13 protein-coding genes are annotated in these 15,414 nt (G+C 41.4%); 11 read left to right on the top strand and 2 right to left on the bottom strand.

The window, feature by feature from the left end; all coding sequences use genetic code 11:
* Positions 1-56: 56 nt before the first annotated feature.
* The 11 genes from HWQ58_RS05630 to HWQ58_RS05580 all read left to right on the top strand — a co-directional run bounded on the left by HWQ58_RS05630 (position 57) and on the right by HWQ58_RS05580 (position 14,643).
* Positions 57-335 (top strand): zinc-binding dehydrogenase, encoded by a 279-nt coding sequence (locus HWQ58_RS05630; RefSeq protein WP_292858887.1) that lies wholly within the window; start codon positions 57-59, stop codon positions 333-335.
* Between the two features lie 149 nt (positions 336-484).
* Positions 485-616 (top strand): hypothetical protein, encoded by a 132-nt coding sequence (locus tag HWQ58_RS05625; protein WP_292858885.1) that lies wholly within the window; start codon positions 485-487, stop codon positions 614-616.
* 561 nt (positions 617-1,177) lie between these two features.
* A complete protein-coding gene (locus tag HWQ58_RS05620; protein ID WP_292858883.1) occupies positions 1,178-1,372 on the top strand; it encodes a hypothetical protein in 195 nt (64 codons plus the stop codon).
* A complete protein-coding gene (locus HWQ58_RS05615) occupies positions 1,373-2,926 on the top strand; it encodes a Calx-beta domain-containing protein (protein ID WP_292858890.1) in 1,554 nt (517 codons plus the stop codon). It begins immediately after the preceding gene.
* A 108-nt stretch (positions 2,927-3,034) separates the two neighbouring features.
* Positions 3,035-3,472, top strand: a complete 438-nt coding sequence (gene aroH, locus HWQ58_RS05610; RefSeq protein ID WP_292858881.1) for a chorismate mutase — start codon at positions 3,035-3,037, stop codon at positions 3,470-3,472.
* Positions 3,473-3,635: 163 nt separating this feature from the next.
* A complete protein-coding gene (locus HWQ58_RS05605; protein ID WP_292858879.1) occupies positions 3,636-4,643 on the top strand; it encodes a zinc-dependent alcohol dehydrogenase family protein in 1,008 nt (335 codons plus the stop codon).
* A 9-nt stretch (positions 4,644-4,652) separates the two neighbouring features.
* Entirely contained in the window at positions 4,653-6,890 is a 2,238-nt protein-coding gene (locus HWQ58_RS05600; RefSeq protein WP_292858876.1) for a pentapeptide repeat-containing protein, read from the top strand.
* Positions 6,891-7,545: 655 nt separating this feature from the next.
* A complete protein-coding gene (locus HWQ58_RS05595; protein ID WP_292858873.1) occupies positions 7,546-8,292 on the top strand; it encodes a hypothetical protein in 747 nt (248 codons plus the stop codon).
* Positions 8,293-8,635: 343 nt separating this feature from the next.
* Positions 8,636-10,090 carry a hypothetical protein gene (locus HWQ58_RS05590; protein ID WP_292858870.1) on the top strand — a complete coding sequence of 485 codons (1,455 nt, stop codon included), beginning with the start codon at positions 8,636-8,638 and terminating at the stop codon, positions 10,088-10,090.
* Positions 10,091-10,922: 832 nt separating this feature from the next.
* Positions 10,923-12,269 carry a P-loop NTPase fold protein gene (locus HWQ58_RS05585; RefSeq protein WP_292858867.1) on the top strand — a complete coding sequence of 449 codons (1,347 nt, stop codon included), beginning with the start codon at positions 10,923-10,925 and terminating at the stop codon, positions 12,267-12,269.
* Positions 12,226-14,643, top strand: coding sequence for a tetratricopeptide repeat protein (locus HWQ58_RS05580; RefSeq protein ID WP_292858864.1), 2,418 nt, complete (start codon positions 12,226-12,228; stop codon positions 14,641-14,643). Before HWQ58_RS05585 ends, HWQ58_RS05580 begins: the two co-directional genes overlap by 44 nt.
* A gap of 144 nt (positions 14,644-14,787) precedes the next feature.
* Here the strand turns inward: HWQ58_RS05580 and HWQ58_RS05575 are convergent, their stop codons facing one another.
* Together HWQ58_RS05575 and HWQ58_RS05570 are read right to left on the bottom strand one after the other, a co-directional pair.
* On the bottom strand, positions 14,788-15,072 hold the full coding sequence (locus tag HWQ58_RS05575) for a type II toxin-antitoxin system RelE/ParE family toxin (RefSeq protein ID WP_292858861.1): 285 nt from the start codon (positions 15,070-15,072) through the stop codon (positions 14,788-14,790).
* Positions 15,069-15,257 carry a hypothetical protein gene (locus HWQ58_RS05570; protein ID WP_094347334.1) on the bottom strand — a complete coding sequence of 63 codons (189 nt, stop codon included), beginning with the start codon at positions 15,255-15,257 and terminating at the stop codon, positions 15,069-15,071. The genes HWQ58_RS05575 and HWQ58_RS05570 overlap by 4 nt, the downstream gene beginning before the upstream one ends.
* Between the last annotated feature and the right edge of the window lie 157 nt (positions 15,258-15,414).

Below are 15,414 nucleotides of genomic sequence, written 5' to 3'. Positions count from 1 at the left end.
TGCTAGATGCAAGTTTTCAGCTTACCTGCTTTGTATACCAATTAGATAGCTAGGGTTTGGATGCCATCCGTATGGGTGGGTATATAGCTTTGGTCGGAACTGTATCTGGACAGATTACAGATATTAACATACCTGCTTTAATATTTCGGAATGTTCAAATTAAGGCAGTGGCTGTAGGGAACCGCGAAATGTTTGAAGCAATGAATCGGGCGATCTCCTTACATAAACTAAAACCAGTAGTTGATCGGATCTTCTCCTTTGACAAAACACTGGAGGCTTTTCAGTATATGAATAGTCTTGAACGCTTCGGTAAAATCTGTATTCGCATTTCATAGCCGTTGGCAAAATACAAGTATGAAGTATTCAAAGTAGAGCTTGAGTGAAAAGAACGCACATCTACGGTAACTATTGCATAGTTACCGTAGGTGATCGCTAAAGCAGCATATTCCGTTCCCTCTTTAAAGGCTTTTGTAGCAATACCCAGATGTTTGTTACTTTTGACACAAACCTAACACTAGCTAAACGTTGGCTCATCTTGAAAGGAGAACAAAAATGTCAGGAAATCACGATTCCCAACAAACGCCATCTGAATAACCAAATAAGTCTTTATGAGTAGTTGGCGACTTAGTTAAATTTATCGCAACTGGTGAAGAAACTGGTGGTCAATACGATCTATTCGATGCATACATTCCATCAAACCTTACGATAAGAATGACGCTGAGATGTTGAAATATAACGGCTCTGGAAATTTTATATCGTAACTAATTACCCGAACATGATATATTTTTTGCAGTCAAAGCCTTGCGTGAAATAGTTGCTCCAGATTTTAAAGTGTTTTCTCAGACTTTTTGCATAAATGTCAAAGAAAAGCGCGATAAATAAGTATCATCCGTAACTATTCCCTAGCAAACTTGAATCTCGTAAGTCAAGTTCTAGATTAATAAATTCACATTTATTCGCAGACATAGATGCTCAAAACTTGACTCAACAAGAGAATGTTCAAGTAATGGAGCTCTGCAATTGTTAACATCAAATCAAAGGCGTTGCATAAATGCGGGATGAATTGGCGGTTGAAACCATTGAAAATTCGTTCTAAATTGGGCGAAATCATCCCATGATTCAGCAACGCCAAACCAAAACTAGCTCACCATCAATTCAGCTCGAAAGGAGAACAACAATGACAGAATATAATAGCTTTCAACAGACACCAGCCAAAAAATCAAGTAAGTCATTGTGGGTGGTTGGAGACTTGGTTAAATTTATCTCAACTGGCAAAGATACAGGTGGTCAATACGATCTATTTGATGCTTACGTTCCATCAAATGTCGGAACTACACCGCATATCCACCTTCAGCAAGATGAAGGATTTTAGATTGTCGAGGGGACTGTAAAGTTTCAGTTGAACGATCAAATTATTACTGCAACTCCTGGAACTTTTGTGAATGTGCCCAAAGGGCAAACCCACGCCTATCGCAATCTTGAAGATAAGCCAGCGAGAATGATTATCCAAGGTATTCCCTCCGGGCTTGACAAACTGATTGAGGATACGAGTCGTCCAGGGACAGACATATCTGCGGCTTTTCCGCTATTTACAGATGAAGGACTTGATAAAATCGTGCAAGCCTTTAAGGACAACGCATCAGTAGCCTTAGACTCAATAATTTTTGCTGGTACTGAATACAGCGTCAATGAAGATGGTTCTACTATAGCAGCAGTAACTTTGATCCGCCCATTAGATGATACAGGGGCAGTTGGCGCTACTATCACTTTGAAAGATGGTACTGCTAAATATCTCGAAGATTATAACGATTCTCAGCAGATAAAGGTTAATTTTGCTGACGGAGAAAGAGTTAAAGTTGTAAATATTCCGATTATTGATGATAATTCAATTGAAGCTAATAAAACTATCAACCTCACCTTGAGCGATGCTACAGGCGGCGCAATTATTGGGCTATTGCAGAATACGGCTACTCTCACAATTGTAGACAATGACGCTCGACCCAAAGGAAAAGATGGTGTTCTTCTGGTTGGAGATGATAGTGATAACATCCTTACGGGTGGGAAAAGCAGTGAAAACATTATTGGTGGAAAGGGAAACGACCTACTTACGGGTGGCGGGAATATAGACCTGTTTACAGTTAAACTCGGTAATGGCATCGACACGATTACTGACTTCGGTGGTGTAGGAACAGGATCTCGTCCATCTTCAGGCGTATCTGCGGAAATTGATACTCTAAAATTTGAGGGTAATGGGCTAACTGCTAGAAATCTGCTCTTAACTCAGAATAAAGATGACCTGCTCATAACCTTTGAGGGAGTTGAGAATACTGGGGTCGTCTTGCAAAATTTTGCCTTACAAAACCTAGATAACCTTCGCAAAGCCACAGGTGCATCGGTGGATATTGGCAATATTTTGTTTAATGGACAGACGGGGTTTCAAGACAGCTTTGATGTCTTGAATGCCAACGAACAAAGGAGTAATGTTTACAGTCGTAACTCGGTAACATTCCTGAACGATCTTAATAATAATACTAGTGGCTTTGACAAATCTAATGATGTTATTAACGGTCAGGGTGGCAATGACTATCTGTGGGGGTTGAGTGGTGATGACATACTCCGGGGCGGTGCTGGCAATGACACCCTTGTAGGTGGGTTTGGTTGGGATACTCTGATTGGTGGCAGTGGCAAAGACACATTCTCCTTTACATCTGGATCGGGGATTGACACCATTGTTGATTTTACTGATGGGGAAGATTCTATTGGGCTTTTGGGTGGTCTGACATTTGCTGATTTAACAATCTATCAAGGTACTGGTGGTAGTATAAATGATACTTTGATTAATATTACCAGCAGTAATGAGCCTTTAACAATCTTGAGTGGAGTACAAGTCAATACTATTACAAGTGCCGATTTCTTGATTGTCTAGCTCACTTTAACTAATCTGAGATTGCCAAATAAAACTATCAACAATTGAGATTTACAGTTGGCAATTGCTGTGTACAGAAAAACTTAAATACGCAATCTTCAAATTAATATGGATAAGCTCACTTTTTCAACGCACATAGACCAACATTCCAGTGTGTCAAAGGTATCGGGAGAATGGCGAGTCCGCGGACTTCGAGGCGCAACGACAGTCAGCTACAACTCTATAAAAGCAATTACTGAGGCTGTAGATGAGTTATTAGACGCCTTAGAAATAAACAATGTTTTAGACTCTGAGGAAATCGTCAGTGTTACCTTTTCTGCAACTCCAGACTTGGATGCAATGTTTCCGGCTGCGGTGGCACGTCGTCGTCCTGGTTGGGATCAAATTCCTTTGCTAGATGTGCAACAGATGCAGGTTGCCAATAGCCTCGATCGCTGTATTCGGGTGTTAATCCACTTAAACACTCCTTTACCCCAGAATGCATTACGCCCAGTCTATCTGCATCGTGCTGCTCAGTTACGTCCAGATATAGCATTGTTACGTTAGGCGTAGCCCGTCGCAGACATCGCTCTGCGAGACTTTAGTTCAATTATCAACACATTTATGAGGTCTCTAGACATTGCAGTTTTGGCTCATAAACATCTCTGTATCTACCCTCTTGCGCTAAAGTTGCATAAGAATGTGCATCTAAAGCTAGGAGGAAAGAGTTGTGAAAGCAGTCTTGATGACAGCAGCTGGCAGTCCCGAAGTTCTGCAAATACAGGATGTGCTAAACCCTGCTGTTCCTGTAGGGAATACTGAACTATTAGTGCGTTTGGTGGCGGCTGGCATTAACCCCATTGACACTAAACTTCGTAGTCGAGGCAGTTTCTACCCCGATCGCACGCCAACAATTTTAGGATGTGATGGTGCAGGTATTGTTGAAGCAGTAGGTGCTGGCGTGCAGCGTTTTCGCGCAGGTGATGAGGTATATTTTTGCTATGGTGGCTTGGGCGCACACCAAGGAAATTACGCTGAATATACCGTTGTAGATGAACGGTTTGTGGCACGTAAACCCGCCTCTATCTCCTTTGCCGAAGCAGCAGCAGCGCCTTTAGTATTAATCACCGCCTGGGAAGCTTTATATGAACGGGGACGATTAGAACCTGGAGATCGGGTTTTGATTCATGCGGGTGCTGGTGGTGTCGGTCATGTAGCAATTCAATTGGCGAAACTTAAAGGTGCTACTGTTTCCACCACAGTAAGTTCTGAGGAAAAAGCTAATTTCGTCAAAGAACTTGGTGCTGATAGTATAATTTTTTACAAAAAAACAGACTTTGTGCAAGCGGTATTAGATTGGACTGGCGGCGAAGGCGTAGACTTGGCTTTTGATACCGTAGGCGGCGAAACCTTTCACAAAACCTTCCCCGCAGTGCGAGTCTATGGTGATATTGTTACCATTCTCGAACCAGATGCCAATACTGTTTGGAAAACTGCTAGAACTCGCAACCTCCGCATTGGTTTAGAATTCATGTTGGCACCAGCATTGCTAGAATTACAAGATAGTCTCCACCATCATGCAGAAATTCTCGAACAATCTGCCACCTGGATCGATGAAGGCAAGTTAAAAATCCATGTGAGTCACAAATTTCCCTTAAAAGAAGCAGCTAAAGCCCACCAACTGATTGAAAGCGGTACTGTAGCAGGTAAAATTGTTCTGCTGATTAGTGACGAATGATCGAACAATTTGCGTAATTTATCTTTTAAACGCAGAGGCACGCAGAGGTTAAACGCAGAGGTACACAGAGGAGTTTCTCTGCGTACCTCTGCGCTTCCCTTTGCGTTCCTTTGCGTTTTACTTCTCCTCTTCCTCCCCCTACCTGCTTGGGCAGCACAAACACAACCAGAACGCACACCCCTAACTCTAGAATTATTACAAGAACGACTACGCACACCCACACTCCGCGAAGGAAATTTGACCGTAGATTTGCAAAAGATGGCGATTGATTTACGCCCAGAAAACGCCAGCTTCCGTGATGCTTTTTACCAACTATTGCGAAAAGAACTCGGTACAAAACCTCTAGGTTTAGACCTCAGCTATGCTTTGATTCTGGGGGATTTTGTCGGTAGCGATTTGGGTTTAAGAACACCATTGTATGCAAAAGCCATTGCACCCATTTTCACCCCTACCGAACAAGAAAAACTAGAACGTTTGCGCTTTGTTTGTCTAGAGTCACTCGCCATCGCTTTACCCAACTCCAAAGATTGTCGATCGCTTCTGGGAACAGAATCAACTCCATACAGTGAAATCGCCGTCTTTCGTGGTGTCTTAACACTGGTGCAAACTCGCTTCAACGGCGAAGTGAAGTTCTCCAATACATTTTTTCTTCAGTCTGTGGATGCCCAAGGTGCAACTTTTCTCCAACCCACAAACTGGACTGAAACCAGATTTGCTCGTCCCATTAGTTTCACCAGTGCTAACTTCCAGCAACCAAGCAATTTTCAGGGCAGTATTTTTTTTGAAAAAGCTAATTTTAAAAAAATCAAATTTCGGGAACTCGCTGATTTTCAAGGCAGTTTCTTTGAGAAGACTGCCAACTTCAACCAAGCAATTTTTAAACAGTTGGCTAAATTCAGTAGCGTGCAATGGCAAGGGAATGCTGATTTTTCTGAAGTGTATTTTGCCAATCAAGCCCAGTTTACTAAAGGGAATTTTAATCAGTTTCTCCTTTTAATAGAAGCGACTTTTGAACAAGCTGTAAGCTTCCGAGAAGCGGAGTTTAACCAGTTAGTAAATTTGCAAGCTGCGAACATTCTTAACCAAGCAGATTTTAGTGATGCCAGGTTTTCTAAAGAAGCTTGTTTAAGCGTATCTGGTTTAACTTTTAACTCCAACCAAGCGAAAATTTTAGGTAATCCTGGTCAGATTGGTCAGATGTTCTGCATCAAAACATTGCAAGGTAATCAAAACGTCTTGCGGAACTTGGGGCAAAATTTCCGTCAGCAACAGCAAGTTGCCGATGCAAATCAACTGGAATACACAAAACAACAACTGCGATTAATAGAGTTTGGCCATCGTTTGACAGCTACAAATATTAATAGTGCTTCTGTTGTCAGTTTGATTAACCTGGGTTTTTCTGCAACTCAAGCCCAAGCGATCGCCCAGCGTCGTCTGCTAAAATCCTTTCGTAACAGCAGCGAGTTACTCACTATAGCAGACATTGATTTAGAAAAATATACCCAACTGAGCGATCGCTTAATTGTTGGCGAAACCCTTTCTATCGGTGGATGGTTACTGCAAGCTTGGAGTTGGTTGGCGTTGAGTGTACTGCTGTTGTTGAGTGGCTATGGGACGAATTTTTGGTTAGTCTTTGGCGTGGGAGGATTAGCGATCGCTTATTTCGGCTTACTATTTTGGCTAGTGGATCGCTATCGTCGGCTGCATCCCGTACCAATTATTCCCACATCTTACGAAACCATTTCGATATTAGTCAGTTTTAGCGTTTTAGAATTCTTCAGTTTACTAGCGATTTTTCGCAATGCTGAACAACCTTGGCTGACATTGGGGTGTCTTTTTATAATTATTGTCCCCGTCCCAATGGCTTTATTGATCCGACTTTACCAACAAGGTCGTTATCATGACTTAATGGACGTTTCTTACTTCACAGAAGACGGTACATTTCGCCAATTACGATTATTGATTGGACGTTTGCCAGTGATACCAAGGAATGAGACATTTCGGGAACGATATATGCCCTTGTTGTGCGATCGCCGTTGGAACTGGCTTAACTACTATGATTTTAGTCTCAACAATCTAGTTAAATTAGGATTTAATGATATTCGCCTGCGAGATGAACATTTACCAGGTATCATCTCTGCACTTGCTTGGTATCAATGGAGTTTGGGTTTAATTTATATCACCCTAGTTTTGTGGACGCTTTCGCGTACAATTCCGGGATTGAATTTGCTGATTTATCTGAAGTAATCCCTGTACCTAAACCTTTTTTCGCTGCACTTCGTAGTGGTGCTAATATGATCCAAGGTAACTAGGTCGGCGTAAATAATTATCGTTAGGATAAGGCAGGGAGTAGGGGCAGAGGGCAAGGAGAAAAAGCGTTTAAACCTTGTTTGCTTTTATTCACATAGTTTGCTTTTATTGTGCCGACTTACTTATTGTAAGCTATAAGTAACCCTGCTATTTATTGTTATTGGTCTCGCGCTATAACGTCGGATAAAAGTGATATAGCCCCGGATAAACGCAGATAAATTAAATATCTAAAAATTTGGTAAATTTATCAAAAGATTATTCATTGCAATTTAATAATTAATCCAAATTAAATTTTATTATCCAAAAATTTTAGTTATTTTTTTTAATCGTTGTCTAAAAATATCTACAAATTTGATAAACATATCAAAATATTTTTCATTGTCCTTCAAAATTAAATCATATACATTGTAAAGGGTGAGTAGTATTGGTTAAAACTTGATTGTCTCCACTTAAGAAAGATAACCAAATAATCTAATAGCTACTAACTAGTTTTGCTAACAAAAAGATAACAATAAAATAGACTTAGGTTTTGTCTATTTTATGTTGCGATGCTAGCAAAATTTTCATCAAAACAATAGAAGGATTAATCCTAATGGCAGAAGATTTGAGTAATAGCAGTAGCGGTAACTCCTCTACTAGTGGGAACAATCCAATTGGACAATCACCCTTCAGTCGCTTGGAAGTGGTTGTCGGTAAGGAAGGCGTCAAAAATCTATTCAGTGGTGTTGGTAATGGAGAAGGTGGCAGTAGCCCATTTGGTGGTAGTGCCGGTAGCGGTGGCAGTCAGCCTGATTTACCCTACGGTGGTAATCCTTTCGCTGGCGACAACTTCTGGAATATCTTTGCAGGCGGTGTAAACCCATCTACAGTTGGTGGTAGCCCATCCACAGGCGGCGGTATCCCATCCACAGGCGGCGGTATCCCATCCACAGGTGGCGGTATCCCATCCACAGGCGGCGGTATCCCATCCACAGGCGGCGGTATTCCATCCACAGGTGGTGGTATCCCATCCACAGGCGGCGGTATTCCATTCACAGGTGGTGGTATCCCATCCACAGGCGGCGGAAACCAAGGTAGTGGCAGCGACCCTTTGACTGGTAGTAGCAGCCAGACCTATGGTATTAGCACAACTGAAATACCGAACGGGTTAGATTTTAGGGTTACTATTGACAAGATAGTTAACTCAAAGCTTGACAACGAAGTGGGTGGTGGACAAACCTCGCCATTTCCTACTGGTGGACAAACCTCGCCATTTCCTACTGGTGGACAAACCTCGCCATTTCCTACTGGTGGACAAACCTCGCCATTTCCTACTGGTGGACAAAACTCCTTCGCTTAATACAATATTTGCGAAAATCAGCAGATAAATACAAGGGAACAATGAGAAGTTGTTCAGTACATAGTATGCTAGTACAGCTTGGTGCAAATAAACATACCATTCGATAAAACTGAAAAACGTGTATTATCGGTGATGTACCTTCTGCCTTATTGTACTAGTTTGCTATTTTACGTCCTGTAACTATTTACAGGTAAGGATTTAGGCAATATCTTCTGTTAGTTTGACAGTCAGATAATTAAAACCTTTTTTGTAGAGAGATTTTGGATTTAGCAAATTCATAATTGGTATAAGAAGTACTGAAGACCCCATAATTTTTTAACTAAAAATAGGAGAATTAGTGCCAATGGAAGCGTCTGCTGTCAATCCCATTAATAATGGAGTTAATCACTTAAATGCAGGTGGTGCTAGCAACCTATATAGCGGTAATTCCTTTGCTGCCAATGACAGTTTGTCTGCTGCTAAGGACAGCCTGTTGACGGGTGGTAGCAATCTGTTATTAGGTAACGGTAGCAATCAGATTCCAGGTGGCGGTATTAACCCCTTTGCAGGTGATGGTGGCAGTGGGCTTCAGAAATTAATCTTTGAGCGATTAAAGTTAGTTCTGGGTGATAACTATTTCAAGGGTATTGATAACACATTAGCAGGAGGTAGCAACCCGTTTGCAGGCAGTGGTTATCCCATTCCAGATGGGGCTAACAACCCATTTGCAGGTAACAGCAATCCGATCGCAGGTGGGGCTACCAACCCATTTGCAGGTAACAGTAATCCGATCGCAGGTGGGGCTACCAATCCATTTGCAGGTAACAGCAATCCGTTTGCAGGTGGGGCTACCAACCCATTTGCAAGTAACAGCAATCCGATCGCAGGTGGGGCTACCAACCCATTTGCAGGTAACAGTAATCCGATCGCAGGTGCTGGAAGTCTGCTTCAACAATCGCCTTTCGATCCGTTGAAAGAAGTCCTTGGTAACAATATACCCTTTAGTAACACTGGCAATACATCTAATTCAGGTAGCCAAACCTTTAATCAGAGCAACGCACCGGTTGGGAATGGTAATAAGGACTTTGGTAGTAATAACGCGACTATTGGTAATTTTAACTCGGATAATGGCAGTAACAGTGCAACCATTGGTAATGGTAACTGGAACTTTAATAATGACAACGCAACCATCGGTAATGGCAACTGGCTATTTGGTAAGGATAACACAACCATTGGTAACGGCAACTGGTATTGGGACAACGGAAGTAAGAATTCAACATTAGGTAATGGTAATTGGCACTTCGGCAGTGACAACGCAACCATTGGAAACGGCAATTGGGACTTCGGCACTAATAACACAATTATTGGTAATGGTAACTGGGTTTTTACCAATGGAAATGAAATTATTGGTAATGGCAATTGGTTAACAAAGACTGATAACACAACGATTGGAAACGTCAATAATAGCAGTTTAAAGTTATCCCCATTAGGGATCAAGACTGATGTTAACAATCTGATTGACTCTCTTATAGGTAAAATAGGTCAAAATTTTCTTGGGTTTACAGGAGATTTTGATGTATCAAGTAGCCAAACCTTTAACCGCCTCATCTCTTCTAAAAGTGTTGGTAATGACACTGATATATCTAAAGATATTGAGCAACTTTTGGCATCACTCAGCCCAATTCAAGGAAATTTCATCAATTATCAGCCTGTGCAAAACCCTCAGTCTGTCCCAGAATCTGCTTCTTCAGTGTCGTTGGTAGTAATGGGACTGGTATGTTTGTTGTTGTCACTCTTCAAAAAACAACAACACTGTTAACGTAAATTCAATTCTTCTAAGCTGATTGCGATGCCTACGGCGGTAAACTACGCACTTTCTGTTTCTCTACTAGGTTGACTTACAGCAGTAATTAGCGAGAATTGATGCTCTTCGCCGCCAAGCTCTCTTCATGGAGACGGTTTGCGATGTCTACGACGGGCTACGCCTACGCACTATAGAGCAACTAATAAGTTAATTACAACGATTGCTGCAATGATTTAAACGTTTCTTATACATGAACCAGTAATTGTTGCAAAGTATGAAGCCTTTGCAGCAAGTGCTTATATCTTTCCTGGAAATACTTAAACCTTTCTTATACATGAAAGAGCAATTGTTGCAAAGTATGAAGCCTTTGCAGCAATTGCTTATATCTTTCCTGGAAATACTTAAACCTTTCTTATACATGAACGAGCAATTGTTGCAAACACTTCAATTTTGGCAACTAGTTTTCAGGGTTAAGCGAGTTACGAGTGCTGATACCAAGGAAAGGGGAGACAAAGCATAGCTTTGGCTCTTTGGGGTGCAGTAGGAATCATAACTAATTTCCGAACTTGCGCGGAGTTTTATGAGTCCTATAGCTGTATTACAGCACGGCGTAAAAAAGCAGACCATTGAAAAGCCCTAAAAAGCTTATTCCATAGTACTTTTGACTTTTGACTTTTGACTTTTGAACGCCAGTTGCTTCTCCCCTTGGGAGACGCTGCGCGAACAAGTCGGGGAACCCGCCCAACGCACTGGCTCCTTTTGACTTCCGCCTTGCGGTAGTATTTGCTAAATTTGATGGGCGATCGCTTAAAATTTAGAAGTTGGTGATTGTTATCTGCTCGAAAGAATGTCTCACTCAAGTTTTCAGCGTGCAAATACTCTTAAAGCGGCTTTTTTGGCTTGTAATGTTGAGCCGCTTGAACCAGCAGAAATGGAACGGTATTATGTCGATTTGTCGCTGGTGCGGAAAACTTCGGCTATTGATAATGTCAGTACAATTTTGGATTTTCAAGAAGCAGGTGATTTTACAACAATTTTATTTACTGGACATCGCGGTTGTGGTAAAAGTACGGAGTTAAAAAAAATTCAGAGTCTTTGGGAAAACAATTATCGGGTTATTTATTTGGAAGCGAATGAAGAGACAGATATTAATGATACCCGCTATACAGATTTATATTTGATTGTAATTAAACAAGTTGAATTTGAATTACGAAAATTAGGTTTGACTTTTAATCAAAATTTATTAAAAAGTTTTGAATCATGGTTTAAAGACATTACTGAAGAAAACGAGCAAAGTGTCGAAAAATCAGTCAACGTCGAAGCAGAAGCAACTCTCAGCCCTACTGCGCCATTTCTCGCCAAACTAATGGTCAAATTGCTGGCACAAATTAAAGGCTCGGACAAGCAAAAGACAACTATTCGACAAACTCTAGAAAAAGATTTATCTCGCCTCAAATCTGATACTAATCTGTTATTAAGTGACGCTTACGCAAAATTGCGGCAAAAACTTCCTCAATGTAAAGGTTTATTAATTATCTTCGATAATTTGGATCGGGTTCCTCCTGTGGTAGCAGAACATTTGTTCTTCGATTATGCGGCTCAGATGCAAGAATTAAATTGTACAATCATTTATACAGTACCAATTTCAATTCTTTGCTCGCCGAAAAATCCCCTAAATCAATTTGATGGTGATCCTCATATTATACCGATGATTAATATTTATGAATTTGAACGGCATAAATGTGATTTAAATTATTATCAGACGGGCTTAGATGCGATGGCAAGTGTAATTGAAAAGCGGGTTGATATTGATGCAATTTTTGAGAGCCGTAATCAATTATTAGAACTAGCAAAAGCAAGTGGTGGCCATGTGCGTCAGTTAATGCAAATGATGCGCTCTGCATGTCAAACAGCGAGTACCCGAAAACATGCAAAAATTATATCCGAAGATATAGAGTATGCAGTTAAACAGCAACAATTTAGTTTTGAGCGGTTTATTCCTGAAGAACATTACGCTCATTTGGCTCAGGTTTGCTTAACTAAAAATGTCAGTAAAGATGAAATTGGACAATTAATGTTATTTAATACTTCCGTGTTGGAATATAACGGTGATAAGCGGTGGAATTATCCAAATCCGGTGGTGAAGCGAAATGAGTTCTTCCAACAAGCTCTCCAATCAGCACAAAAACAGTGAACTTCAAGCCGAAATAGGTAAATTTATTGCCTATAATAAAGATGAATTTGCTGAATTAGTGACATTTGTCGATTTTGCAGAAAAATTTACATTAGGTTTTATTGAAATTAACTTTACACCCGATATAGACCTATTGATTGCTGGATTGCGACAGAATTCTCAATGTCAAGAAATCCAATTTGTGGTTTTAGATTTTCCTGATGGTAATTTGCGATTTCTGCGGGATGAATTGGTGGAACAATTAGCTAAAATTACTAAAGGAACAAATAAAAAACTTGTTTTATTAATTCGGAATTTAGAAAAATCGATTGGTGTTTTTGGAGATTATCCACCAGTTTTACAGGATTTAAACTTCGTCCGCGATTCCTATCGTCAAACCGTACCTCATCCGCTTTTATTTATCTTGCCAAATTATGCGATTTCGCGGTTAGCAAAATTTGCACCTGATTTTTGGGCTTGGAAATCAGGTTTATTTCGTTTTAAAACCACAGAATTGACTAGAGATAGGGCAATTGCCAATACTCTGAATACAGACACAAATATAGAACGCTTACCAACACCAGAACAACAAGAACGTATCAATTTGTTACATAGCTTGTTGATGGAATATCACCCAACTGGAGAAATACCCCGCCCAGAACATCTCCGTAATTGCTGTAATATTTTAAATGAATTGGGCAAAGCATATTTAAGCCAGCACAAACCAATCAAAGCTAGAGAATATTTAGAAAAAGCTGGGGAAATTATCAATAAATTTCCTGATTATTCCTTAGAAATCGAAGTTATCAATCAGTTAGGTAAAAGCTATCAGCAGCAACGACAGTTTGAAAGTGCAAACAGCTATCATCAACAAGCTTTAGATATTGCCAAAAAGCAGAAAAATCGTCCTGCTGTCGCCAAATCCTTGCATTATTTAGGTAATGTCTCTCTGAATATGCGACAGTTCCACCAGGCACGAGATTATTATCAACAAGCCCTGGAAATATTTATCGAATTTGGCGATCGCTATTCGAGTGCTAGGACTTACCATCACTTGGGATGGGTTGCCCAAGAGTTGCGGGAATACGACCAGGCACGGGATTATTATCAACAAGCCCTGGAAATCGAAATCGAATTTGGCGATCGCTATTCGAGTGCTAGTACTTACCATCACTTGGGCAACCATTCCCAAGAGTTGCGACAGTTCGACCAGGCACGGGATTATTATCAACAAGCCCTGGAAATATATATCGAATTTGGCGATCGCTATTCGAGTGCTAGCACTTACCACAACTTGGGATACGTTGCCCAAGAGTTGCGACAGTTCGACCAGGCACGGGATTATTATCAACAAGCCCTGGAAATATATATCGAATTTGGCGATCGCTATTCGAGTGCTAGCACTTACCACAACTTGGGATACGTTGCCCAAGAGTTGCGACAGTTCGACCAGGCACGGGATTATTATCAACAAGCCCTGGAAATATTTATCGAATTTGGTGATCGCTATTTGAGTGCTAGGACTTACCACGAGTTGGGAATCGTTGCCCAAAAGTTGCGGGAATACGACCAGGCACAGGATTATTATCAACAAGCCCTGGAAATATTTATCGAATTTGGCGATCGCTATTCTAGTGCTAGCACTTACCACCAGTTGGGAATGGTTGCCCAACAGTTACGGGAATACGACCAAGCACGAAATTATTATCAACAAGCCCTGGAAATCACAATCGAATTTGGTGATCGCTATTCCAGTGCTAGGATTTACCACCAGTTGGGAAGGGTTGCCCAAGAGTTGCGGGAATACGACCAGGCACGGGATTCTTATCAACAAGCCCTGGAAATATATATCGAATTTGGCGATCGCTATTACAGTGCTAGGACTTACCACCAGTTGGGAAGGGTTGCCGAAGAGTTGCGGGAATACGACCAGGCACGGGATTATTATCAACAAGCCCTGGAAATCAAAATCGAATTTGGCGATCGCTATTACAGTGCTAGGACTTACCACCAGTTGGGAAGGGTTGCCCAACAGTTGCGCCAATACGACCAGGCACGGGATTATTATCAACAAGCCCTGGAAATCAAAATCGAATTTGGCGATCGCTATTCGAGTGCTAGGACTTACCACCAGTTGGGAAGGGTTGCCCAACAGTTGCGCCAATACGACCAGGCACGGGATTATTATCAACAAGCCCTGGAAATCAAAATCGAATTTGGCGATCGCTATTCGCAAGCTCTCACGCTTCATTGTTTAGGAACGCTTGCACAAGCAGAGGAAAACTATGCAGAGGCTAGGGCTAATTTGCAGACAGCGTTGGAGATATATGTTGAGTATCAGGATGAATATTGGGCTAAGGTAGCACGGGAGATTTTAGAGGGTTTACCGGAGTAGGGGGATCTGGGCGATGTGCGATGTCTAACGACAAACCGCGTTGCGTCTACACATTTTGGGTTTGTGGAGGTGCGATCGCGGTTGCTTGATTGGTTTGGGAGGGCGATCGCATTTGGGTTTGTGGAGGTGCGATCGCTATTTATTCTATACTGGTGTAATTTCCTGTGCCCCGTGTATAACAGCAAGTACATCAATTTGTTCGGGCTTGATGTAATAGATAATTCGATATGAACCTTCAATGACTTCCCGAATTTGCTCGGTTTCAAACTCTGGTACAATTCGACCAGATAGAGGGAAATTCGCAAGCTGCTGGGAACGTTTGGTTATACGGTCAATAATCCTGCTTGCGTACCGAGGTGAATTCTGGGCAATGTAAGTATAAATTGCAGATAGGTTTTCTACGGCTGTTTCTGTCCAAAAAACTTTCACTCTGGTAGTCCAAATTTTGCCCTAACTTCCTGTACGGAAATCACTTTACCAGCTTGACTCTCAGCAAGTCCAGCTTCCACAACTTGCCTAACATAAATCTCATACATGAGGTCATCCCATGTTGAGTTAGCAGGTAATTTATCAATTAGCTTTCGAGCTTCTTCTTTAATATTTAGCTTTTCCATAGAGATTACAGATAACTTGCTTTTCTATATTGTATGCTCAACGGGAATCGCGTTTGGGGTTTGTGGAGGTGCGATTGGGTTTTGTGGAGGTGCGATCGCGTTTGCTTGATTGGTTTGGGAGGGCGATCGCATTTGGGTTTGTGGAGGTGCGATCGCT

Source organism: Nostoc sp. LPT (assembly GCF_017115165.1).
Classification (GTDB): Bacteria; Cyanobacteriota; Cyanobacteriia; order Cyanobacteriales; family Nostocaceae; genus Nostoc.
The sequence above is the reverse complement of the archived record's forward strand: the minus strand, read 5'-3'. Positions and strand labels throughout refer to the sequence as shown.

What these genes read in the sequence shown, in the direction of transcription:
- HWQ58_RS05585 (WP_292858867.1), top strand. Translation starts at nt 10,923, where the DNA reads ATGTCTCACTCAAGTTTTCAGCGTGCAAATACTCTTAAAGCGGCTTTT.
- HWQ58_RS05595 (WP_292858873.1), top strand. Translation starts at nt 7,546, where the DNA reads ATGGCAGAAGATTTGAGTAATAGCAGTAGCGGTAACTCCTCTACTAGT.
- HWQ58_RS05620 (WP_292858883.1), top strand. Translation starts at nt 1,178, where the DNA reads ATGACAGAATATAATAGCTTTCAACAGACACCAGCCAAAAAATCAAGT.
- HWQ58_RS05580 (WP_292858864.1), top strand. Translation starts at nt 12,226, where the DNA reads ATGAGTTCTTCCAACAAGCTCTCCAATCAGCACAAAAACAGTGAACTT.
- aroH (WP_292858881.1), top strand. Translation starts at nt 3,035, where the DNA reads ATGGATAAGCTCACTTTTTCAACGCACATAGACCAACATTCCAGTGTG.
- HWQ58_RS05625 (WP_292858885.1), top strand. Translation starts at nt 485, where the DNA reads ATGTTTGTTACTTTTGACACAAACCTAACACTAGCTAAACGTTGGCTC.
- HWQ58_RS05570 (WP_094347334.1), bottom strand. Translation starts at nt 15,257, where the DNA reads ATGGAAAAGCTAAATATTAAAGAAGAAGCTCGAAAGCTAATTGATAAA.
- HWQ58_RS05590 (WP_292858870.1), top strand. Translation starts at nt 8,636, where the DNA reads ATGGAAGCGTCTGCTGTCAATCCCATTAATAATGGAGTTAATCACTTA.